This is a genomic window from Achromobacter sp. HZ01 (genome assembly GCF_003267925.1).
GTDB lineage: Bacteria > Pseudomonadota > Gammaproteobacteria > Burkholderiales > Burkholderiaceae_B > Achromobacter > Achromobacter pulmonis_A.
Map to the genome: position 1 here is coordinate 905872 of NZ_LWKV01000002.1, position 23382 is coordinate 929253.

A 23382-nucleotide genomic window follows, 5' to 3' on the forward strand; every position below is an offset into this window, starting at 1 on the left:
CGTATCTTACGATATATATCGTACGATATAGTTCCGATAGGCCTTCCGTCAAGCCCGGGGCGCGGGCGCCCTATCCCGCGGCCAGTTCCCGCGCGCGTTGCCGGGCGCAATGCACGGCCCGGGCGATCGCCTCGGCCACGCCGGCTTCGCGCATGTGCGACAGGGCCGCGTGGGTGGTGCCGCCCTTGGAGGTGACGCGGTCCTGCAGCTCGGACAAGGCGGCGTCTTCGGCGGCGGCCAGCGCGGCCGCGCCGCGAAACGCCGATACCGCCAGCCGGCGCGCTTCGGCGGGCGCGAAGCCCAGTTCGACCGCGCCCTGCTCCAGCGCGGCCATGAAATGGAAGACGTAGCCCGGCCCGCTGCCGGTCACCGCGGTGACGGCGTCGATCATGGCTTCGCTGGCGGTCCAGATGCGTTCGCCCACCGCCGCGAACAGGGCGTCGGCCAGCGCGCGTTCGCGCGGCCCGCAGGCCGGCGTGGCGTACAGACCCGTCATGCCCAGGCCCACCTTGGCCGGCGTGTTCGGCATGGCGCGCACGATGCGAGCATGGCCGCCCAGCCAGTCCGACAGCGCGGCCAGTTCGACGCCGGCCGCGATGCTGACCACGACGGCCTCGGCCGGCAGATGACGCCGGACCTGCGCGCAGGCCTCGCGCAGCACCTGCGGCTTGGTGGCCAGCACGCACAGCGCGGCGTCGCCCAGGCCGGGACCGGGCAGCTCCACGCAGGCCAGGCCGCGCGCGGCCAGGGCCTCGCGCGTGGGCGCGTAGGGCTCCACCACCAGGAAGTCTTCCAACGCCCTGCCCTGGCCGAGCAGGCCGTCGATGATGGCCGAGGCCATGTTGCCGCCGCCGATGAAAACGATTTTTTCGCGCATGGATGTTCCGATGAAGGTTGCAAGCCTGGAGCTCAGCGCCGCCGCACCGCGCCCGCGTTCAGGGCGTCGATGCGGCTGCGGCCCAGCAGCCTGAGGGTGTTTTCGAGTTCGGTGCGCAGAATCGCCAGCACCTCGTGCGCACCTGCCGGCCCGCGGCCCGCCAGGCCGTACAGCGGCGCGCGGCCCAGCAGCACGGCGCGCGCGCCCAGCGCCACCGCCTTGGCGATATCGCTGCCGCGGCGCACGCCGCCGTCGACCATGATTTCCAGCGAGCGTCCCAGTTCGGCCGCCACCTCCGGCAGGATTTCCAGCGGGCATGGCGCGCTTTCGAGCTGGCGGCCGCCGTGGTTGGACAGGACGATGCCGTCGACGCCGCGCGCCCGGGCGCGGCGCGCGTCGGCCAGCCCCTGGATGCCCTTGATGACGATGCGCCCGCGCCAGACGCGGCGCAGCCAGGCGACGTCGTCCCAGCTCAGCGCCAGGTCCATCTGGCGGCTGAGCGCCGAGGCCTGTTCGGTGATGTTCTCTCGCGCGTTGGAGCTGACGGCCAGGTTCTTCAACTGCGGGCCGCCGTGGCGCAGCATGCGCCAGCACCAGCCCGGATGCGCGGCCAGGTCCAGCAGCAGGCGCGGCGACGGCCGCAGCGGCAGCTTGAAGCCGTTGCGCTTGTCGTGGTCGCGGTTGCCGTGGACCGGCACGTCCACGGTCAGGAACAGCACGGTATAGCCGTTCTGCCAGGCGCGGTCCATCAGGTGCTCGGCGATGCGGCGGTCGCGCTGCACGTAGAGCTGCAGCCAGAGCTCGCCGGAGGTCGCCGCGCGCACGTCTTCCAGCAGGGAAGTGGACGCGGTCGACAGCACGAAGGGCAGGCCGGCCCGGTGCGCGGCGCGCGCCAGGTGGACGTCGGCGTCGGGCCAGAACAGCCCGTTCAGGCCGGTGGGGCCGACGGCGGCCGGCATGGCGGCGGTGGCGCCCAGCAGCGGCGTTTCCAGCCGGCATTCGGAGACGTCGACCAGCACGTCCGGGCGGAATTCCAGCGCGGCGTAGGCCGATACGTTGCGCGCCATCGTCAGGCCGTCCTCCGCCCCGCCTTCGAGGTAATCGAACGCCAGCCAGGGCAGGCGTTTTTGCGCGTGGCGCCGATAGTCCATCACGCACGGCAGCATTGCAGTTCCTTGTTTTCCATGGCCTGGCGGTGTTTAAAATAAATCGAATACAGAATAATATAATTGTATTTCGATCATTTTGGGCGCCGCAATCCGGATCGCCACTAATCCGCGATTACGCCCGGCGCACGGGCCTGGGCGAGCGGCGCGCAAGCCTAGGACATACCCTAAAGTCAATTGCAATTCGATTATTTAAATCGAAAAGCAATTTAAGTAATCGTATGCTGTGCCCGAACGCGCTGGGACTCCAGCGCCCATCGGGACCACAGACATGACCAACGGCAACACCCTGCTAGACGCGCTGACCCAGGCCCTGGGCGCGGACGCCATCCTCCACAGCGAAGCCGACATGGCCGGCTACACCGAAGACTGGCGCGGCCGCTACAAGGGCCCGGCGCTGTGCGTGGCGCTGCCCGGCAGCACGCAGCAGGTGTCCGAGGTGGTGCGCCTGTGCCACGCGCACGGCGCGCCGGTGCTGCCCCAGGGCGGCAACACCAGCCTGTGCGGCGGCGCCGTGCCCGCTGCCGGAGGCCGCCCGCCCGTGATCGTGAACCTGGCGCGCATGCGCCGCGTGCGCCGCGTGGACGCGGCCAACAATTCCATGGAAGTCGAGGCCGGCTGCGTGCTGGCCGCAGTGCAGGAAGCGGCGGCCGCGCAAGGCCGGCTGTACCCGATCAGCCTGGGCGCGGAAGGCTCGTGCCAGATCGGCGGCACCATCGCCACCAACGCGGGCGGCACCGGCGTGCTGCGCTACGGCAACACGCGCGACAACATCCTGGGGCTGGAAGTGGTGCTGCCCGACGGCTCCATCTGGGACGGCCTGACCGCGCTGCGCAAGAACAACACGGGCTATGACCTCAAGCACCTGTTCATCGGCGCCGAAGGCACGATGGGCATCGTCACCGCCGCCGTGCTGAAGCTGCATCCGCTGCCCAGCGCGCACGCCGTGGCCTGGCTGGCGCCGGACAGCCCGCAGGCCGCGCTGGACATCCTGGGCCTGTTCCAGCGGGCCTGCGGCTCGCGCCTGTCGGCCTTCGAAATGATCGACAGCAACCAGCTGGACGTGGTGATGGCGCACGTGCCGGGCCGCAAGAATCCGCTGCCCGGCGCCCATCCCTGGCACGTGCTGGTGGAACTGTCCGACACCGGCGACGACGCCGGATTGCAGGAACTGCTGCAGCAGATCCTGGAGCAGGCCGCGTCCCAGGGCCTGTTGCACGACGCCGTGCTGGCCGCCAACGGCGCGCAGCGCGCCGCCCTCTGGGAAGTGCGCCACAGCGTGTCGGAAGGCAACAAGAAGGCCGGCGTGGGCCTGACCACCGACACCGCCGTGCCCGTATCCGCCGTGCCGCGCTTCATCGACGAAGCCACCCGGGCCGTGCGCGAACTGGCGCCGGGACTGCCGGTGCTGATCGTGGCGCACCTGGGCGACGGCAACGTGCACTTCATTCCGTTTTTCACCTTCGATGCCTGGAACGCGCTGCCCGACCGCGACGCGATGGCCGCCGCCATCCGGCGCGCGGTCAACGACGTGGCCGCGGCGCTGGGCGGCACCTTCAGCGCCGAACACGGCGTGGGCCGCAGCTCGCTCGCCGAAATGGCGCACTACAAGTCGCCGGTGGAGCTGGCGATGATGCGCGCGGTGAAACAGGCTTTCGATCCCGCCCAGCTTTTCAACCCCGGCCGCTTGCTGCCTTGAGCCGTTCTCAATCCGTAGGAGCCTTCCATGAAACCGATCTCCCATAACGCCTCGCGCCGCAACGCGCTCAAGACCGTGGCCGCCGGCGCCGCCGCCCTGGCCATGCCCATGATCTGGACGCCGTCGCGCGCGGCCTCCAAGCGCATCGTCGTGCGCGACGACGGCGGCATCTACAGCAAGGCCTACGGCGCCGTGTTCTACCGCCCGTTCACCGAGGCCACCGGCATCCAGGTGGTGGGCGTGCAGGCCAACGCCGAGCCCACCGCCCAGATCCGCAGCATGGTGGAGACCGGCAACTACACCTGGGACATGGCCAAGATCAGCCAGCCCGCCATCCTGATGCTGACCGAAGGCGGCAAGGTCTACCTGGAAAAGCACGGCCTGGAATCCGACCCGGTGGTGGCCAGCATTCCCAAGCAGTACATGTCGCCGTATGGCGTCGGCAACAACGTCTATTCCACCGTGCTGGCCTACCGCAAGGATGCGTTCCAGGGCCGCCGTGCGCCGGCGTCGTGGGCCGACTTCTGGGACGTGAAGAACATCCCGGGCCGCCGCGGCCTGCGCAAGCATCCGTTCGACACCATCGAGGAAGCGCTGATGGCCGACGGCGTGCCGACCGACAAGGTCTACCCCTGCGACATCGACCGCGCCCTGGCCAGCCTGGACAAGATCAAGCCGGCGGTGGAGGTGTGGTGGAACACCGGCGCCCAGGTCGAGCAGATGCTGGGCTCCGGCGAGGTCGACATGATCGCCACCTGGGTGTCGCGCGCGCAATCGGCCATCGCCAACGGCGCGCCGGTGGAGATCGTGTGGGACCAGAACATCTGGGGCTGCGACAACTGGTCGATCCTCAAGGGCACGCCCAACGCCGACGCCTGCCGCGAATTCATCAAGTTCGCCTCGGACCCCAAGCGCCAGGCCGCGCTGGTCGAGTATTTCGCGGCCGGCGTCACGCAGCCCGCCGCCTTCGACCACATCAAGCCCGAGGTGGCGCGCAATTGCCCGACCCACCCCGACAACATCAAGACGGGCCTGCACATCAACGCCGCCTACTGGCTGGAGAAGCAGCGCGACGTCATCGAGCGCTTCAACGGCTGGGTCCTGAAGTAATCCCTACCTCGTCGAACATCATGTCCTCCTCCAATCTGCAAATCTCGGGCCTGGGCAAACGCTATGGCGACTTCGTCGCCCTGGCCCCCACCCACCTGGACGTCGCGCGCGGCGAATTCCTGACGCTGCTGGGGCCGTCCGGCTCCGGCAAGACCACCCTGCTGAGCCTGATCGCGGGCCTGGCCCAGCCCGACGAGGGCCAGGTGCTGATCGACGGCGTCGACGTGACCTACGGCGCGCCGTACGAACGCGACATCGGCATGGTGTTCCAGAACTACGCGCTGTTCCCGCACATGAGCATCGAAGAGAACATCGCGTTCCCGCTGAAGATGCGCAAGGTGCCGGCGGCCGAAGCGCGCCGCCGCGCGATGGAGGCGCTGGAGATGGTGCGCCTGCCGCACGTCGCGGCGCGCCTGCCGCGCGAACTGTCCGGCGGCCAGCAGCAGCGCATCGCGCTGGCGCGCTGCATGGTCTACCGCCCCGCCATCATCCTGATGGACGAACCGCTGGGCGCGCTGGACAAGAAGCTGCGCGACCAGATGCAGCTGGAGATCAAGCGCATCCACCGCGAACTGGGCACGACCATCGTCTACGTGACGCACGACCAGGAAGAGGCGATGACCATGTCCGACCGCATCTGCCTGATGAACGGCGGCGCGATCGAACAGCTGGGCACGCCGGCCGACCTGTACTTCCGCCCGCGCACCCTGTTCGTGGCCGACTTCCTGGGCGAATCCAATCTGCTGCGGGGCGTGGTCGAATCGGCGGATGGCGACACCGTCTCGGTCAGGCTGGAACACCAAGGCGTGACCGGCCCCGCGCTGTCCAATGGCGCGCCGCTGCGCGCCGGCCAGAAGGTCACCGTGATGCTGCGCCCGCAGAACCTGCGCGTGAGCGGGGCCGGCGCCCAGGGCCCGGCCCTGGGCGGCAAGCTGCTGGACGTCATGGTCACCGGCAGCCTGACCAAGCTCTACCTGGACACGGGCGTGGCCGACGCGGCGCCCATCGTCGCCGCCCATCCGACGCAGCGGCAGGCCGAGCAGTACGCCATCGGCCAGCCGTTGTCGGTCAGCTGGCAGGCCGCCGACGCCGTCGCCATCCCGGAGTAAGCCCATGACGACCCTCGCCACTCCCCGCAAGCGCATGGGCCAGGGCCGCCGCCACTTCCTGATGGCGGCGCCGCTGGTCGTGCTGCTGCTGGTGCTGCTCATCTACCCGGTGGGCCAGCTGCTGCTGTTGAGCGTCTACGGCGACCAGGGCTTTTCGCTGACGCAGTACCAGCGGCTCTTCGACTCATCCGTGTACGTGAACGTGCTGCTGATCACGCTGAAGATCTCGCTGTGGACCACGTTCTTCTCGGTGGTCGCGGGCTACCCCGTGGCCTACCTGATCTCCAGCCTGTCGGCGCGGCGCAAGACCTCGCTGCTGTTCTGGGTGCTGCTGTCCTTCTGGACCAGCTTCCTGGTGCGCACCTTCGCCTGGGTGGTGCTGCTGGGCCGTAACGGCGTGGTCAACCAGCTGCTGCAGGCGCTGGGCATCCTGGATGCGCCGGCCAACCTGCTCTACAACTTCGGCAGCGTGCTGGTGGGCATGGTGCACGCGCTGATGCCGCTGGCGGTGCTGACGATGCTGTCCGTCATGGAAAACATCGACCGCAACCTGCCGCGCGCCGCTTCCACGCTGGGCGCGCGTCCCGGCACGGCGTTCTGGAAGATCTACTTCCCCTTGTCCATGCCCGGCGTGGCCGCCGCCGCCATCATGGTGTTCGTGACCGCCATCGGCTTCTTCATCACGCCGGCCCTGCTGGGCGGGCGCAAGGAAACGATGATCACCCAGATCATCATCGACCAGGTCCAGCAGACCATGAACTGGGAATTCGCCGGCGCGGTGTCGGTGCTGCTGCTGGTGGTGGTGCTGGTGGTGTTCGCCATCTACGACAAGGTGCTGGGCCTGTCGACCATGACCGGCGCCGCCTCGACCCGCGTGCGCGCCTCGGGCCGGGCTGGCCTGGGCCGGCGCGCCGGCGACGCGGCGCTGACGCTGCTGGCCGACGTCTCGGACCGCCTGTTCGGCCTCCTGCCCAGGCGCCTGCGGCGCTCGGTGTCGGGCACCGGCCAGTCGCGCACGCTGTGGTGGGTCGTGCTGCTGGTGCTGGCCTTCCTGTCGGCGCCGGCCTTCCTGATGATCCCGCTGTCGTTCGATGCCGGCTCGGGCCTGACCTGGCCGCCCAAAGGCTTCTCGCTGCAATGGTACGAACAGATGTTCACCTCGCCCGTGTGGATGCAGGCGATCACCCGTTCGCTCATCGTCGGCGTGGGCACCGGCCTGCTGGCCATGCTGATCGGCACCCCGGCCGCGTTCCTGCTGGTGCGCGCCAACATGCGCGGCAAGTCGGCCATGCTGGCCTTCGTGCTGTCGCCCATCGTGGTGCCGCGCATGATCATCGCCGTGGGCATGTTCTATTTCTTCGCCCGCGTCGGCCTGGTGGGGTCGGCCGTCGGCCTGATCCTGGCGCACACCGTCGTCGCCGTGCCCTACGTGGTGATCACCATGATGGCCGTGCTGCGCAACTACGACACGCGGCTGGACCTGGCGGCGCAAAGCCTGGGCGCCAGCCCCTGGGCCACGCTGCGCTTCGTCACCTTCCCGATCCTGGGCGCGGGCCTGATGTCGTCGTTCCTGTTCGCCTTCGCCACCTCGTTCGACGAACTGACCATCGCCCTGTTCGCGTCCGGCGGCCTGAACGCCACGCTGCCCAAACAGTTCTGGGACGAAGTGACCCTGCAGATCTCGCCCGTGATCGCCGCGGTCTCGACCTGCCTTTTCATCTTCATTGCCGTGCTGATCTGGCTGGCCGACCGGCTGCGCCGCCGCAGCCTGGCCAACTGATCCGCGCCCGTTTCACCTAACTGGATAGGTTTCATGCTGAACGCAACCCGACTGCGCGGAGTCTTCCCCGCCATCCCCACCCCCGTCAACGCCGACGACACCATCAACGCCGCCGCCGCGCAGGCCCTGATCGCCTACCTGCTCAAGCAAGGCATAGACGGCATCGTGCCGCTGGGCGGCACCGGCGAATACGGCGCGCTGGCCCGCGCCGAACGCATCCGCATGTGCAAGCTGACCGTGGACGCCGTACAAGGCCGGATTCCGGTGATCCCCGGGGTGCTGGACCCGGGCTTTCACGACGCGCTGCAGGCCGGCCAGGAATTCGCCGACGCCGGCGCCGACGCGCTGATGGTGCTGACTCCCTACTACACCACCCCCACCCAGGCCGGCATCCGCGAGTACTTCCTGCGCTACGCCGACGCCTCGCCGCTGCCGGTGATGATCTACGAGATCCCCTACCGCACCCGCATCGCCATCGCCCCCGAAGTGCTGCACGAACTTTCACGCCACGAGAACATCATCGGCATGAAGGCCTGCAACACCGACATGTACCACTTCCTGCGCACCGTGGCCGGCGTGGACGACTCCTTCGCCGTCTTCAGCGGCGAAGACACCCTGCTTCCCGTCCACCTGGCCGCCGGCGCAAAAGGCGGCATCGTCGTCACCGCCAGCCTGCTGCCCACCGCCTGGCGCAAGGTCTACGAACTCGCCTCCCAGGGCCACACCCGCGAATCGATGGCACTGCACCGCCGCCTGATCCCCCTGATGAACCTGGCCTTCGCCGAGACCAACCCCGGCCCGATGAAGTCGGTCATGGACCTGATCGGCGTAAACGCCCCCGAAGTCCTGGACCCCCTGGTCCCCCCCGCCGACGGCCTGCAGGCCGCGCTGCGCAAGGAACTGATTCCGTTGCTGAAGGAATTCGAGGGCATCAACCCCTAACGCCCATCGTCACCCCCACCCCACCGCGCCGCGACCACCCGCCCAAATCAACCCACCACGGATGCCCATGGCAGCCGCCCGCGCGGCTGCCATGGGCGGCCCCGCAAGCTCTTCCCCCGACCACAGGTCCAAACGCCGGACCCAAGACGCCGGCAGCCCGGCGGTGTGGGCGGCGTGGCTGTGAGCAACCTCGATTGCGCCCGAGGGAATCCGTAGGGAGCCGAAGGCGGACGAGGATGACGAAGGGGCAGTCCGGAGCGAACGCTCCGGACCGCAATCGCGGGCGCGAACAGCCACGCCGCCCGCGCCGCCGGGCGACCTACGAAGCCCGACAGCAAGGCCGTACAACAACGACCTACCTCGAATAAGCCGAAAACTTGGACTTGGAAATAGAAGTCGCCGCCACCTGCACATGAGGCGCCAACTCGGCCTCCACCCGGGCAACCGTCCACCGGGTCGTAGGCACGGCAATATTGATCGCAGCCACCGCCAACCCCCGATGATCGATCACCGGCGCCGCCACCGAAATATCCCCCAGCACCGTCTCGTTCACGATGATCGCGTACCCCTTCTCGGCCACGCGCCGCACCCGCTCCAGCAGCTTCTCCGGGTCCACCTCGGTATAAGGCGTAATCGGCTCCAGCCTGGTCTGCGCCAGGATCTCCCGCCGCTGCTCTTCCGACAGTCGTGACAGGATCGCCGTCCCCGACGCCGTGAAATAGGCCGGCAGCCGGCTCCCCACCGCGATATCCACATTCACCAGGTGGTGCCCCGGAAACCGCGCCACGAACACGATCTCGTGCCCGTCGAGCTCCTGCAGATTGGTGGTCTCGCCCAGCGTGCGGCTGATGTCCAGCAGATACGGCGAGGCCTTGTCGATCAGCTCGTTGGCGCGCACATAGTTGTACGAAAACTGCAGCACCTTCGGCGTCAGCCCGTAATTGCGCGTGTCGGGAATCCGGCGCAGATAGCCCAGCGTCTCCAGCGTATAGACCAGGCGCTGCGTCGCGCTGCGGTCCAGGCCCGACGCGCGGGCGATGTCGGCCAGCGTCATATGGCGCTTCGGACCGTCGAACGCATGCAGGACCTGGAAGGCCTTTTCGGTGGAGCCCACGAAGAGCGACGACCGGGTCTCGGTCGCCGCCCGCGTTTTTTCCGTATCGGCAGGGGGTTGATTGCGCACAGGAAACAGCCTATTCGAGTTCTAGGGATGCGGCGCGAGAAATCACGCACGGCCGATCGGGCCATGCGCAGTGCGCTAATATTAATTGTAATTCAATTATTAATAGCAGATTCCAATCAGTTTCCCTATCCGGCCGGGTCCTCCAAGGGCACGCCCGGCTGCGACGCCGAACGCGTGCCGGCCACCGGATGACAGGACTGCGGATGGTAGGTGTGCACCACCGACAGCTTCACTTGCTCGCTGCGGTTGCCCTGGGCGGCGTGCAGCGTGCGGCAATGGAAGAACACCACGTCGCCGGCCTGCAGCGCCGGACAGACCGCGCGCGCGATCCACTCGGCGTTGCGCGGCTCGTCGTCGCGGAAGAATTTCTGGGCGTCGAACTGCTCCGGCGCATACGAAGCCGTGTGCGATCCGGGAATGAAGGAAAGCCCGCCGTTCTCGCGGGTTTCCGGCCCCAGCGCCAGCCAGCAGGACACCAGGTCGGTGTCCGAGAACGACCAGTAGCGGATGTCCTGGTGCCAGCCCGTCAGGCTGCCATAGGCCGGATGCTTGGTCATCACGCAATTGTGGTGCACGGTGGACAGCACCGGCGTTTCGCCGAAATAGCGCCCCAGCCATCGTCCGATGCGCGGATCGGTGGCCCAGCGCGCGAACAGCGGATCGCGCGCGTAGGCGCCCAGCAGCCGCCTGACGGTCAGCCCGCCCTCGGCGGCGCGCGATTCGGGCGCGCCCGGATAGCGCAGGTCGGCCTCGTATTCGATGGGCGCGACGTGGTCGCGCAAATGGCGTTCGGCCACGGCGCGCAGCGCCGCCACCTGTTCGGGGCTGGCGAACCCGCGCAGCACCACGAAGCCCTGCTCGCGCAGGACGGCGATCTGATCATCAATCAGTAATCCAGACATGTCGATCCTCAACCCGCATCACGAGCCGCAAGGCGTCTGCGTACCGGACAGGCGCCGGCATGCGCGGGGACGGCTAGATTACCAAAACCGCGTCCTAGGCCGCCGGCGGATTCACCCGGGCCGCGTCGCGCTCCTGCACCTCATGGTGCACCCATTCGCGCCATACGGCCACCAGCAGGGCCATCAGCACCGGGCCGACGAACAGGCCGACGATGCCCATGGTCTTCACGCCCCCCACCAGGCCGAAGAAGGTCGGCAGGAACGGCAGCTTGACCGGCCCGCCCACCAGGCGCGGACGCAGGGTCTTGTCGACGATGAAGAGTTCCACGCTGCCCCACACCATCAGCGCGATGCCCGCCACCACGTGGCCCGAGCCGACCAGGTACAGCGACACCAGCGTGAACGACAGCGGCGCGCCGCCCGGAATCAGGGCCATGAACCCGGTGACCACGCCCAGCAGCACCGGCGAGGGCACGCCCGCGATCCAGTAGGCGATGCCCAGCACCACGCCCTCGCCCAGCGCGATCAGGCCCATGCCGGTGACGGTGGAGTTGATGGTGGCCGGCACCACGCGCGAAAAGCGCAGCCAGCGCGCCGGCAGGATGCGCTCGCCCAGCACGTCGAGCTGCGCCACCATGCGGGCGCCGTCCTTGTAGACGAAGAACAGCGTGATCAGCATGAACAGCACGGTCAGCAGCAGCTGGAACACGTTGCCCGTGGCCGCCAGGATCATGCGGTAGATATTGCCCAGGTGCTCGCCGCTGACGGCCTCGACCAGCGCGCCCAGCGCGTGGGGCTCGCCGATATAGGTCGTCCAGTACTGGCCCAGGCGTTCGCCCACCACCGGCATCGAAGTGATCCAGGCGGGCACCGCCACGCCATGCCGGTTGGCCGCGATGGCCCAGGCGAAGAAGGCGCTGGCTTCCTTGATGGCGTAGGACAGCGCCAGCGACATCGGCACGATCAGCACCACCACCACCATCAGCAGCGCCAGCGAGGCGGCCAGCGTGGTGCGTCCGCCGCAGCGCGCCACCAGCCGCTGGTACAGCGGCCAGCTGGCCAGGCCTATGATCAGCGCCGCCAGCGCCGGCACCAGGAAGCCGCTAAGGAAATACACCCCCGCCAACAACACGAGCAGCAAAAGCCAACGGGCGATCAGGTAGGCGGGAAGTACGGGCTGCATGGAGCGGATCGACAGTAAGTTGTAAGGCTCAGACTGTCGGACTATACAGACGTTTCGTGCGATACGAGGGACACAAGGCCTGTATTTACTACGGGGTTACCCGTGCATACCGGGGCGGAACCGGCCTGCGGCGCCGCCCCGCGCCCGCGTTTACAGGGCGTATTCCGCCGCTTCCTCGCGCGCGCTGCGGCGGCGCGCCGGCGTGGCCGGCAGGGGCGCGCCCATGGCGGCGATGGCCTGCGAGGCCTGGCCGCGCGCATAGATGCCGCAGTGGGCGGCGGCGGGATCGTTTTCGTCGCGGCCGCTCAGCAGCGGGCAGCCGGCGAACAGTTCCGCCACCCAGTCGGAAAACGCGCGCACCTTGGGCGAGAGCTGGCGGCTTTGCGGATACAGCACCGAAATCGCCGTGGCGCTGGGTTTCCATTGGGGCAGCACCTCGATCAGTTCGCCCGCCTGCAGGTGCGGCAGCGCCATGAAGCGCGGCACCTGGATCAGGCCGAAGCCCTTGAGCCCGCAATCCAGGTAGGCGCCGGATTCGTTCACGGCCACCACGCCCTTCATGTCGACTTCCTGGTGCTTGCCGTCCACGTTGAAGTCCCAGGCGCAGTTGCGTCCGGTGCGGCTGGAGAAGTAGTGCACCGCCTGGTGGTCGCGCAGGGCTTCGATGGTCTGCGGCAGGCCGTGGCGCGCCACGTAGGCGGGCGCGGCGCAGGTGACGGTCTGCAGCGAACCGATGCGGCGCGCCACCAGGCTGGAGTCTTCCAGCTCGCCGCCGCGGATCACGCAGTCCACGGCCTCCTGCACCATGTCGACCGGCCGGTCGCTCAGGCCCAGCACCAGCTCCACGTCGGGGTACTTGTCGTGGAAATCGCACAATGCGGGAATCAGGATGAGCCGCCCGATGGCCGTGGGCACGTCGATGCGCAGCCGGCCCTTCAGGCGCAGCGCCGCTTCCTGGAAACAGGCCTCGGTTTCTTCCACGTCGGCCAGGATGCGCACGCAATGCTGGTAATAGCCGGCGCCGTCCGGCGTCAGGCCGATACGGCGCGTGGTGCGGTTGAGCAGGCGCACGCCCAGCAGGCGTTCGAGGTTCTGGATGATGGTGGTGACGGTGGTGCGCGGGAGCGAGAGGCTGTCGGCCGCCCGGGTGAAGCTGTTGGCGTCCACGACGCGCACAAACACCTGCATAGCCTGAAAGCGATCCATGGCGACGGTGTCCTTGGGATAGACAAAAGGGGGTGCGTGCAGCATAACCCGATTTCGCCGCCGATTAGTCGTTTATGCCGACTAGTGTTGCCGAAACATACGGGTTTATCCGCTGTCGCAAAACACTCAGAATGCAAACCATCTTGAAGTGCCCTTGCCGCCCGGCTCCCCCGCCCGGCACCCCGTAAGGGCATGTCGCTCCTCAGTTTCCGGCCATCGCAATGACCGCCCTTCCCCGGGCGCCACTGCCTGGAAGACGCGACAGCGTCTCATGCTGCACCGCAGCATGACTACCGGCTCCCGAGGGGCGGCATTGCCCAGGGAACGCCGCAAGCCGCCTCCCGTTCCGCAGGCGCCCGGCAGGCACTCCGCCCCGATACCACTTGAGGAAACACCATGCTTTCGCGTCATCGTATTGCTGTGCTCGCCGTTTTCGCAGCCGTCATCGCGGCCGGCGGCGGTTATGCCCTGTTCCGCGCCCCCGCGGGGGCCAACGCCGCCCAGGCCCAGGCCGCTCCCACGGCCACGCCGGTGGAGGTGGCCGAGGTCGTCAACAAGACCATCGTGGACTGGCAGCGCTATTCCGGCCGGCTCGAAGCCATCGACCGCGTCGACATCCGCCCGCTGGTGTCCGGCACGCTGACCGCCGTGCACTTCCAGGACGGCAGCATCGTCAAGAAGGGCGACGTGCTGTTCACGATCGACCCGCGCCCCTACGAGGCCGAAGTCAACCGCGCCGCCGCCGCCCTGACCGCCGCCAAGGCCCGCGTCTCCTACACGGCCAGCGAACTGGCGCGCGGCCAGCGGCTGCTGGCCGACAACGCCATCGCCCGCCGCGACTTCGAGGAAAAGCAGAACGCCGCGCGCGAAGCCGCGGCCAATCTGCAGGGCGCGCAGGCGGCTTTGGACTACGCCAGGCTGAACCTGGGCTACACCCGCATCGAGGCGCCGGTCGACGGGCGCGTGTCGCGCGCCGAAGTGACGGTGGGCAACGTGGTGGCGGCCGGCGCCACCTCGGTGCCGCTGACCACGCTGGTGTCGGTGTCCAAGATGTACGCCTCCTTCGACGTGGACGAGCAGACCTTCCTGCGCTACGTGAATCCGGTGCGCAACGGCGGCGGCGGCGGCGCCGTGCCCGTGGAGCTGGGCCTGGCCAACGAGGAAGGCTATTCGCGCAGCGGCGTGGTGCATTCGGTGGACAACCGCCTGGACGCCACCTCCGGCACCATCCGCGTGCGCGCCGAGTTCGACAACGCCGACGGCTCGCTGCTGCCGGGGCTGTACGCCCGCGTGCGCCTGGGCGGCAGCGAACCGCGCGAGGCCGTGCTGATCGACGAACGCGCCATCGGCACCGACCAGGACAAGCGCTACGTGCTGGTGCTCGACGACAAGAACCACGCCGTCTACCGCCAGGTCAGGCTGGGTGCCAACCAGGACGGCCTGCGCGTGGTCGATTCCGGCCTGGCCGCCGGCGAGCGCATCGTCGTCAACGGCCTGCAGCGCATCCGCCCGGGCGACGCCGTCACCCCCACCGTCGTCCCCATGAACGTGGCCCAGCGCAAGCCGGTCGCCACCGCCTCGGCCGCCCGCCAGTAAGCGGCCCGAACCATCAGGCGCAACGAGAACGTCCATGAATATCTCGAAATTCTTCATCGACCGGCCGATCTTCGCCGGCGTGCTGTCCGTCCTGGTGCTGCTGGCGGGCCTGCTGGCCATGTTCCAGCTGCCCATCTCCGAGTATCCGGAAGTGGTGCCGCCGTCGGTCGTGGTGCGCGCGCAGTACCCCGGCGCCAACCCCAAGGTCATCGCCGAGACCGTCGCCTCGCCGCTGGAGGAATCCATCAACGGCGTCGAGGACATGCTGTACATGCAGTCGCAGGCCAACAGCGACGGCAACCTGACGCTGACGGTCAACTTCAAGCTGGGCGTCGATCCCGACAAGGCCCAGCAACTGGTGCAGAACCGCGTGTCGCAGGCGCTGCCGCGCCTGCCGCCGGACGTGCAGCGCCTGGGCGTCACCACGGCCAAGAGCTCGCCCACGCTGACGCTGGTGGTGCACCTGATCTCGCCCAACGACCGCTATGACATCACCTATCTGCGCAACTACGCGATCCTGAACGTCAAGGACCGCCTGGCCCGCATCTCGGGCGTGGGCGAAGTGACGGTGTGGGGCTCGGGCAACTACTCCATGCGCGTCTGGCTGGACCCGCAGAAGGTGGCCCAGCGCGGCATGACCGCCGGCGAGGTGGTGGCCGCCATCCGCGAACAGAACGTGCAGGTCGCCGCCGGCGTGATCGGCGCCTCGCCCACGCTGGGCGACGTGCCGCTGCAGCTCAACGTCAATGCGCGCGGCCGCCTGCAGACCGAGGACGAATTCCGCGACATCATCCTGAAGACCTCGCCGGACGGCGCCGTGACCTACCTGTCCGACGTCGCCCGCGTGGAGCTGGACGCCCAGGAATACGGCCTGCGCTCGCTGCTGGACAACAAGCAGGCCGTCGGCATGGGCATCATGCAGTCGCCCGGCGCCAACGCGCTGGACGTCTCCACCAAGGTGCGCGCGGCCATGGCCGAGCTGGCCCAGGACTTCCCGCCGGGCGTGGAATACCGCATCGAATACGACCCCACCCAGTTCGTCAGCGCCAGCATCGAGGCGGTGGTGCACACCCTGCTCGAAGCCATCGCGCTGGTGGTGCTGGTTGTGATCCTGTTCCTGCAGACCTGGCGCGCCTCCATCATCCCGCTGCTGGCCGTGCCGGTCTCCATCGTCGGCACCTTCGCGCTGCTGCTGATCTTCGGCTACTCGATCAACGCGCTGTCGCTGTTCGGCATGGTGCTGGCCATCGGCATCGTGGTCGACGACGCCATCGTGGTGGTCGAGAACGTGGAGCGCAACATCGCGGCCGGGCTCACGCCGCGCGAGGCGACCTACCGCGCCATGCGCGAAGTCAGCGGGCCCATCATCGCCATCGCGCTGACGCTGTGCGCGGTGTTCGTGCCGCTGGCCTTCATGACCGGCCTGACCGGGCAGTTCTACAAGCAGTTCGCCATGACCATCGCCATCTCGACGGTGATCTCGGCCTTCAACTCGCTGACGCTGTCGCCGGCGCTGTCGGCCATCCTGCTCAAGGGCCACCACGAGAAGCCCGACTGGCTGACCCGCGGCATGAACCGCGTGTTCGGCCGCTTCTTCGACTGGTTCAACCGCATGTTCGGCCGCGCCTCCGAATCCTACGGCACCGGCGTGGCCGGCGTGATCCGGCGCAAGGCCGGCGCGATGGGCGTGTACGCCGTGCTGGTGGCCGCCACCATCGGCGTCTCGTACCTGGTGCCGGGCGGCTTCGTGCCCGCGCAGGACAAGCAGTACCTGATCGGCTTCACGCAGCTGCCCAACGGCGCCTCGCTGGACCGCACCGACGCGGTGATCCGGCGCATGAGCGACATCGCCCTGAAAGAGCCCGGCGTGCAGAGCGCGATCGCCTTTCCCGGCCTGTCGATCAACGGCTTCACCAACAGCTCCAGCGCCGGCATCGTGTTCGTGATGCTCAAGCCCTTCAACGAGCGCAAGAGCGCCGCGCTGTCGGGCGACGCGATCGCGGCCTCGCTGAACCAGAAGTTCGCGGCCATCCAGGACTCCTTCATCGCGGTGTTCCCGCCGCCGCCGGTGATGGGCCTGGGCACGCTGGGCGGCTTCAAGTTCCAGATCGAGGACCGCGGCGCCGCCGGCTACGCCGAATTGGACCGCGCCAAGGCCGCCTTCCTGGCCAAGGCGCGCCAGACGCCCGAGCTCGGCCCGGCCTTCTCCAGCTACGAGATTAACGTGCCGCAGCTCGACGTGGACCTGGACCGCGTCAAGGCCAAGCAGCTGGGCGTGCCCGTGACCGAAGTGTTCGACACCATGCAGATCTACCTGGGCTCGATGTACGTCAACGACTTCAACCGCTTCGGGCGCGTGTTCCAGGTGCGCGCGCAGGCCGACGCGCCGTTCCGCGCGCACGCCGACGACATCCTGCAGCTCAAGACCCGCAACAACGCCGGCGACATGGTGCCGCTCTCGTCGCTGGTCACGGTCAAGCAGACCTTCGGCCCCGAAATGGTGGTGCGCTACAACGGCTACACCGCCGCCGACATCAACGGCGGCCCGGCGCCCGGCTACTCGTCCGACCAGGCGCAGGCCGCGGCCGAGCGCGTGGCCGCCGAGACCCTGCCGCGCGGCATGAAGATGGAATGGACCGACCTGACCTACCAGCAGATCCTGGCGGGCAACGCCGGCCTGTGGGTGTTCCCGATCAGCGTGCTGCTGGTGTTCCTGGTGCTGGCCGCGCTGTACGAAAGCCTGACGCTGCCGCTGGCCGTGATCCTGATCGTGCCCATGAGCATCCTGGCCGCGCTGACCGGCGTCTACCTGACCGGCAACGACAACAACATCTTCACGCAGATCGGCCTGATGGTGCTGGTGGGGCTGTCGGCCAAGAACGCGATCCTGATCGTGGAATTCGCGCGCGAACTGGAGATGAACGGCCGCGGTCCGCTGGAAGCCGCCATCGAGGCCAGCCGGCTGCGCCTGCGCCCCATCCTGATGACCTCCATCGCGTTCATCATGGGCGTGGTGCCGCTGGTGCTGTCCTCCGGCGCCGGCTCGGAGATGCGCCACGCCATGGGCGTCGCGGTGTTCTTCGGCATGCTGGGCGTGACGCTGTTCGGCCTGTTCCTGACGCCGGTGTTCTACGTGCTGCTGCGCACGCTGGGCGGCAAGCCGCTGCACTCGGCCGCGCCGCACGAGGCCCCCGTCTGCGTGCCGCACCTGGACCCGCAAGCGCCGCCCGCTCCGCAGCCCCACGCCTGAGTTCTCAAGAGATTAGCCATCATGATCCAAAGACTGACCCGCGGTTCCGCCCTGCTTGCCCTCCTGCTCGCGCTGGCCGGCTGCGCGGTGGGCCCGACCTACGAGCGGCCCTCGGCCGCGGTGCCCGCGGCCTACAAGGAAGCCGCCCTGCCCGCCTCCGAGGCCGGCACCTGGAAACCCGCCGAGCCCTCGGAAGAGGCGCTGCGCGGCGCCTGGTGGAAGGTATTCAACGACGAAGGCCTGAACCAGCTGGAAGAAGAAGCCCAGCGCGCCAACCAGAACCTGCAGGCCGCCGCCGCGCGCCTGACCCAGGCGCGCGCGCTGCAGCGCGAAGCCCGCTCGGGCTTTTTCCCCACGCTGGACGCCGCCTTCGGCCCCAACCGCCAGCGTCCCTCGGCCGTCTCGCAAGGCCTGCCCGACGGCGCCGACACCAGTCCGGTGACCACCTGGCGCGCCCAGGGCATGGTCTCTTACGAGGCCGACCTGTTCGGCCGCGTGGCCTCGACCTACGACGCCGCCAGCGCCGACGCCCAGCAAAGCGAAGCGCTGTACCGCTCGGTGCTGCTGGCGCTGCAGGCCGACGTCGCCACCACCTACTTCCTGGTGCGCGAACAGGACGCCGAATCGCAGCTCTACCGCCAGACCGTCAAGCTGCGCATGGACACGCTGCAACTGATCCAGCGCCGCTACGACGCCGGCGACATCAGCGAACTGGACCTGGCCCGCGCCAAGACCGAACTGGCCAGCGCGCAATCGGAAGCGCTCGGCATCGAACGCCGCCGCGCCGCGTCCGAGCATGCGCTGGCGGTGCTGCTGGGCCGCGCGCCGTCGGAATTCACCATGCCGCCGCAGCCGATCCAGAAAGTGGCGCTGTCCATCCCGGCCGGCCTGCCGTCGGCCCTGCTTGAGCGGCGCCCCGACATCGCCGCCGCCGAACGCGCGATGGCGGCCGCCAACGCCCGCGTCGGCGCGGCCAAGTCGGCGTTCTTCCCGCGCCTGGACATCACCGGCGCCTTCGGCTATGAGTCCTCGGAACTGGGCAACCTCTTCCAGTGGTCCAGCCGCACCTTCCTGCTCGGCCCGCTGGTCGGCGCCGCGCTGTCCATGCCGATCTTCGACGGCGGACGCCGCCAGGCCGGCCTGGACCGCGCCCGCGCCGTCTACGAGGAAGACGTCGCCAGCTATCGCCAGACCGTGCTCAACGCCTTCCGCGAAGTGGAAGACAACCTGGCCAACCTGCGCATCCTGGCCGACCAGACCCGCGCCCAGGACGCCGCCGTCGAATCCGCCGCGCGCGCCGCCCGGCTCTCGCACACCCAGTACCGCGAAGGCTCCATCAGCTACCTCGACGTGATCGAAGCCGACCGCAGCGTGCTGCTGCAACAGCGCGTGGCGGTGCAGCTCAGCGGCGAACAGGCGCGCTCGGCGGTAGGCCTGATCCGCGCCATCGGCGGCGGCTGGGACAACCCCGTGCCGCCGGAGCAGGTGGCGGCGAAGTAGGCGCGAGCGGTCGGTCCGGGTCGAAAACCAGCAGTCCCTTTTTGGCAAGACGATCCAGGTCTTTTTTAGCAAGCACCTTTATCCGACCGATTCGTCATCGCCTGGCTGTGACCCGGCTAAATATGACCGCCAAACACTGCCCGGTTGAGGCAACATCGGATTTTGCAGACATGGAGAGCGCAGCATGACTGAAACATTCACTGAATTCGATCCCGCCGACTACCTCGCCAGTCCGGAGGCCATCGTGGAATTCCTAACGGACGCCCTGGAAACAGGCGACGCCGGCTATATCGACAAGGCCATCGGTGTGGTCGCGCGCGCCCAAGGCTTGCCGTCATGAAGGCGCTGGGAATCCTGACCATGATGTAGCGATGGCCCGCCTGACCGCCCGACACGTTCCCGCACTACCCTTACCGCCGCCGCTCCAGATAACGCCGCGCCATCTGGTACCCGACGAACACATAAAAGCCGTTGCAATTCAGCACCAGCCAGGCGCCCAGTCCGCCCAGCAGCGCCACCACCGGGCCGACCGCGTGCATGTCGCCCTGCATCCAGGCGATCACGCCCAGCAGACCGACGACGATCAGGCCCAGGGCCAGCCGCCTGAGCAGCACCAGGCCGTATGCGTAGCCGCCCATGAACGAGACCACGCCGATCGCCAGGGCCAGCGCCATACAGGCACAGACCAGCACCAGTGCGAAGGCCGCCAGCGCCGATCCTGCGCCATGCAGCAGCAGGTCCAGCAGCCCGATCCCCACGCCCAGCCCGCCGGTCATCACCAGCACCGCCAGCGCCAGCGGCGACCACATGCCCGGCGGCGCGCGGTAGGCGTCCATGGCCTCGACGAAGCGGTGCATCGCGGCCGAGGCGGCCGGGTCTTCGCGTCCGGACAAGGCAGCCTCCAGCCTGCGGCATTGCGCGATCAGCGCGTTCAGGCCCGCGGCCGGGCGGTCCATCACACCCTCGCCGCGCCCGAAGCGTGTTCCGCGACGGTACTGCGCAGCGCGGCCATGGCCTGCTGCACCGCGAGCGGGCGGAACTGGTCCTCGCGCCAGTACATCGCCACCGAGCCGAAGCCGGACAGCCGCACCGGAATGACGCGCATGGCCCGCATCTGCGTAAACCGCAGCGCGGCGCGATGCGAGGCCACGCCTATCATGTCGCTGTTGTTGATGAGGGTGAGGTTGACGGTCACCGAATTGGATTCCACGTGATCGGGCGGCGGCGCCTGCCCCGCCGCCGCCAGCGCCGCGTCCACGGCGTTGCGGATCGGCGTGCCCTTGGGCCAGAGTATCCAGCGATACGAAAGCAGGTCCTGCCAGGACGGCTGCTCGATCGAGAACAGCGGATGGCGCGGCCGCGCCACCAGGTGGATAGGCTCCAGGTACAGGGCCTCGAAGCGGATGGCGGGGTCGTGGTGTTCGGGCGCGGAGCGGCCCACCACGATGTCCAGGTCGCCCTGCGCCAGCTGGCCCAGCAGCAGGTCGGTGGTGCCCTCGACCAGTTTGACGCGCGCCTGCGGCATGCGCTCCAGCAGTTTCAGGACCGCCAGCGGCACGGTGTCCGAGGCCGATGCGCCGGACGCGCCGATAACCACCCGGCCGCCGCCGCCTTCGCGCAGCGCCGCCATGTCCGCGCTGGCGCGGTCGAGCTGGGCCTCGACCCGCTGCGCGTGCGCGATCAGCACGTCGCCGTGCGGCGTCGGCCGCAGGCCGCGGGCGTGGCGTTCGAACAGCGGCAGCCCGATGTCGTCTTCCAGATCCTTCAGCCACTTGGACAGGCCCGGCTGCGTGGTGTTGAGCATCGCGGCCGAGTGGCTGATGTTACGGGTCTGGGCCAGGCTGAGCAGCATTTTCAGATTGCGCAGGCGCAATCGATGGGTCCAGTCCATACAGGCCCTCGTTTGTCTCGGTATGTATATTCTTCTTTGTATGGATAATAAGATAAATTCATTTCAAAACACATAGCTGCCTTGCGCATAATCGTTTCCATATAAGGACACAGCCGCCACACGAGCGGCCCGGCGCCAGCCGGATATTCCGGAGACGAGACATGCAAGACGGCCGCCTTCCCGCCGCCGATCGCGCCGCGTATTACGCGCGCATCGCCAAGAAGAACATGGCTCCCCTGTGGGAGTCGCTGCACAACCTGGTGCCGCGCGAACCCGCGCCGCGCTGCGTGCCGGCGATCTGGAAATACGATGAAGTGCGCGACGACGTCATGGCCTCGGGCTCGCTCATCAGCGCCGAGGAAGCGGTGCGGCGCGTGCTGATCCTGGAAAACCCCGGCCTGCCCGGCCAGGCCAGCATCACGCAAAGCCTGTACGCCGGCCTGCAGCTGATCCTGCCCGGCGAAATCGCGCCCAGCCACCGCCACACGCAATCGGCGCTGCGCTTCATCGTCGAAGGCCGCGGGGCCTACACGGCCGTCAATGGCGAACGCACCACCATGCACCCGGGCGACTTCATCATCACGCCGTCCTGGACCTGGCACGACCACGGCAACGCCGAGACCGCCGAGGGCGGCGAGCCGGTGGTGTGGCTCGACGGCCTGGACATCCCGCTGCTGCGCTTCCTGGACGCGGGCTTCGCCGAGAACTATCCCGCCGCCACCCAGCCCGTGACCCGCCCCGAAGGCGACAGCATGGCGCGCTACGGCCACAACATGATGCCGGTGCGCCACCAGGCCGCCGGCGGCACCTCGCCCATCTTCAACTATCCCTACGAGCGCAGCCGCGAGGCGCTGGACCAGCTCTACCGCCACGGCGAGCTCGACCCCTGGGACGGCGTGAAGCTGCGCTACCTGAATCCGGCCACCGGCGGCTATCCGATGCCGACGATGGCGACCTTCATGCAGCTGCTGCCGGCCGGCTTCCAGGGCAAGCCCTACCGCAGCACCGATTCCACCGTCTATAGCGTGGTCGAGGGCCGCGGCACCGCCCGCATCGGCGAGCAGGAGTTCCACTTCGGTCCGCGCGACGTGTTCGTCGCGCCGTCGTGGGCGCCGGTGGAGCTGGCCGCGCTGGAAGACGCCACGCTCTTCAGCTACTCCGACCGTCCGGTGCAGGACGCGCTGGGCGTCTGGCGCGAAGCCCGCAACGGCTGAGATTTTCCTCGCCACCGCGCCCGGCGCGCCGGCGGCGGCCTTCCCGTATCCGTATCCATTCCTTGGGTGATCCATGTCTTACGTCTTCGATCCCGCCGCTCCCGTCGCCGTGCCCGTGGCCGGCAGCGACCAGCGCTTCCCGGTGCGCCGCGTCTATTGCGTGGGCCGCAACTACGCCGCCCACGCCCGCGAAATGGGCTTCGATCCCGACCGCGAACCGCCGTTCTTCTTCTGCAAGCCGGCCGACGCCGTGGTGCCGGTGGCCGAAGGCAGCACGCTCACGCTGCCCTACCCGCCCGAGACCGCCAACTTCCACTATGAGATCGAACTGGTGGCGGCCATCGGCCGCGGCGGCGCGGACATCCCGGTCGAACAGGCGCTCGAACACGTCTGGGGCTATGCCGTGGGCCTGGACATGACGCGCCGCGACCTGCAGATGAAAATGCGCGAAGCCGGCCGCCCCTGGGAACTGGGCAAGGCCTTCGACCAGAGCGGCCCCATCGGCCCGCTGCACCCCGCCGCCTCGGTGCCCGACATCGGCCGCGCCGCCATCTGGCTGCAGGTCAACGGCGCCGACAAGCAGCGCAGCGACATCGGCAAGCTGATCTGGTCGGTCGCCGAAACGGTCTCCTATCTTTCCCGCTACTTCCGCCTGGAGCCCGGCGACCTGATCTACACGGGCACGCCCGAGGGCGTGGGCCCGGTGGTGCGCGGCGACCGCATGGTCGGCGGCGTCGACGGCCTGGGCACGCTCAGCGTGCAGGTGGCGTAGCC

At 68.5% G+C, this 23382-nt stretch carries 19 protein-coding genes; 11 read left to right on the forward strand and 8 right to left on the reverse strand.

Annotated elements, in window-relative coordinates:
* Positions 1-70 precede the first annotated feature (70 nt).
* Positions 71-877, reverse strand: coding sequence for a pyrroline-5-carboxylate reductase (gene proC / locus A6B37_RS13190; protein ID WP_111826012.1), 807 nt, complete (start codon positions 875-877; stop codon positions 71-73).
* 32 nt (positions 878-909) lie between these two features.
* A complete protein-coding gene (locus A6B37_RS13195; RefSeq protein ID WP_111826013.1) occupies positions 910-2043 on the reverse strand; it encodes an alpha-hydroxy acid oxidase in 1134 nt (377 codons plus the stop codon).
* Positions 2044-2314: 271 nt separating this feature from the next.
* Here A6B37_RS13195 and A6B37_RS13200 point away from each other — a divergent pair, with 271 nt between their 5' ends.
* The 5 genes from A6B37_RS13200 to dapA are packed head-to-tail and all read left to right on the forward strand — an operon-like array spanning position 2315 to position 8683.
* Positions 2315-3742, forward strand: coding sequence for an FAD-binding oxidoreductase (locus A6B37_RS13200; RefSeq protein WP_111826014.1), 1428 nt, complete (start codon positions 2315-2317; stop codon positions 3740-3742).
* 27 nt (positions 3743-3769) lie between these two features.
* A complete protein-coding gene (locus A6B37_RS13205) occupies positions 3770-4852 on the forward strand; it encodes an ABC transporter substrate-binding protein (protein ID WP_102773367.1) in 1083 nt (360 codons plus the stop codon).
* A 20-nt stretch (positions 4853-4872) separates the two neighbouring features.
* Complete coding sequence (locus A6B37_RS13210; protein ID WP_102773366.1) at positions 4873-5961, forward strand: ABC transporter ATP-binding protein; 1089 nt, start codon at positions 4873-4875, stop codon at positions 5959-5961.
* 4 nt (positions 5962-5965) lie between these two features.
* A complete protein-coding gene (locus A6B37_RS13215; RefSeq protein ID WP_111826015.1) occupies positions 5966-7741 on the forward strand; it encodes an ABC transporter permease subunit in 1776 nt (591 codons plus the stop codon).
* A gap of 33 nt (positions 7742-7774) precedes the next feature.
* A complete protein-coding gene (gene dapA, locus A6B37_RS13220; protein WP_111826016.1) occupies positions 7775-8683 on the forward strand; it encodes a 4-hydroxy-tetrahydrodipicolinate synthase in 909 nt (302 codons plus the stop codon).
* A gap of 355 nt (positions 8684-9038) precedes the next feature.
* Here dapA and A6B37_RS13225 read toward each other — a convergent pair whose 3' ends face one another.
* The 4 genes from A6B37_RS13225 to A6B37_RS13240 form a co-directional block, all read right to left on the reverse strand.
* Positions 9039-9866 (reverse strand): IclR family transcriptional regulator C-terminal domain-containing protein, encoded by an 828-nt coding sequence (locus A6B37_RS13225; RefSeq protein WP_102773363.1) that lies wholly within the window; start codon positions 9864-9866, stop codon positions 9039-9041.
* A gap of 125 nt (positions 9867-9991) precedes the next feature.
* Positions 9992-10768 carry a phytanoyl-CoA dioxygenase family protein gene (locus tag A6B37_RS13230; RefSeq protein ID WP_111826017.1) on the reverse strand — a complete coding sequence of 259 codons (777 nt, stop codon included), beginning with the start codon at positions 10766-10768 and terminating at the stop codon, positions 9992-9994.
* 94 nt (positions 10769-10862) lie between these two features.
* Positions 10863-11951, reverse strand: a complete 1089-nt coding sequence (locus A6B37_RS13235; RefSeq protein WP_102773361.1) for an AI-2E family transporter — start codon at positions 11949-11951, stop codon at positions 10863-10865.
* A gap of 150 nt (positions 11952-12101) precedes the next feature.
* Positions 12102-13157 (reverse strand): LysR family transcriptional regulator, encoded by a 1056-nt coding sequence (locus A6B37_RS13240; RefSeq protein ID WP_102773537.1) that lies wholly within the window; start codon positions 13155-13157, stop codon positions 12102-12104.
* A 396-nt stretch (positions 13158-13553) separates the two neighbouring features.
* Here A6B37_RS13240 and A6B37_RS13245 point away from each other — a divergent pair, with 396 nt between their 5' ends.
* From A6B37_RS13245 to A6B37_RS13260, 4 genes are all read left to right on the forward strand, one after another.
* Positions 13554-14753 (forward strand): efflux RND transporter periplasmic adaptor subunit, encoded by a 1200-nt coding sequence (locus A6B37_RS13245; protein ID WP_111826018.1) that lies wholly within the window; start codon positions 13554-13556, stop codon positions 14751-14753.
* Positions 14754-14787: 34 nt separating this feature from the next.
* Complete coding sequence (locus A6B37_RS13250) at positions 14788-18003, forward strand: multidrug efflux RND transporter permease subunit (RefSeq protein ID WP_102773359.1); 3216 nt, start codon at positions 14788-14790, stop codon at positions 18001-18003.
* Positions 18004-18024: 21 nt separating this feature from the next.
* Positions 18025-19503: an efflux transporter outer membrane subunit gene (locus A6B37_RS13255; protein WP_111826019.1), complete on the forward strand. Its 1479-nt coding sequence runs from the start codon at positions 18025-18027 to the stop codon at positions 19501-19503.
* 184 nt (positions 19504-19687) lie between these two features.
* Positions 19688-19843 carry a transcriptional regulator gene (locus A6B37_RS13260; RefSeq protein ID WP_210405797.1) on the forward strand — a complete coding sequence of 52 codons (156 nt, stop codon included), beginning with the start codon at positions 19688-19690 and terminating at the stop codon, positions 19841-19843.
* Positions 19844-19913: 70 nt separating this feature from the next.
* Here the strand turns inward: A6B37_RS13260 and A6B37_RS13265 are convergent, their stop codons facing one another.
* On the reverse strand, positions 19914-20459 hold the full coding sequence (locus A6B37_RS13265) for a hypothetical protein (protein WP_102773357.1): 546 nt from the start codon (positions 20457-20459) through the stop codon (positions 19914-19916).
* Positions 20459-21394: a LysR substrate-binding domain-containing protein gene (locus A6B37_RS13270; RefSeq protein ID WP_111826020.1), complete on the reverse strand. Its 936-nt coding sequence runs from the start codon at positions 21392-21394 to the stop codon at positions 20459-20461. The genes A6B37_RS13265 and A6B37_RS13270 overlap by 1 nt, the downstream gene beginning before the upstream one ends.
* Before the next feature lie 161 nt (positions 21395-21555).
* Here A6B37_RS13270 and gtdA point away from each other — a divergent pair, with 161 nt between their 5' ends.
* Together gtdA and A6B37_RS13280 are read left to right on the forward strand one after the other, a co-directional pair.
* Positions 21556-22608: a gentisate 1,2-dioxygenase gene (gene gtdA, locus A6B37_RS13275; protein ID WP_111826021.1), complete on the forward strand. Its 1053-nt coding sequence runs from the start codon at positions 21556-21558 to the stop codon at positions 22606-22608.
* A 73-nt stretch (positions 22609-22681) separates the two neighbouring features.
* Positions 22682-23380 carry a fumarylacetoacetate hydrolase family protein gene (locus A6B37_RS13280; protein ID WP_102773354.1) on the forward strand — a complete coding sequence of 233 codons (699 nt, stop codon included), beginning with the start codon at positions 22682-22684 and terminating at the stop codon, positions 23378-23380.
* Positions 23381-23382 lie beyond the last annotated feature (2 nt).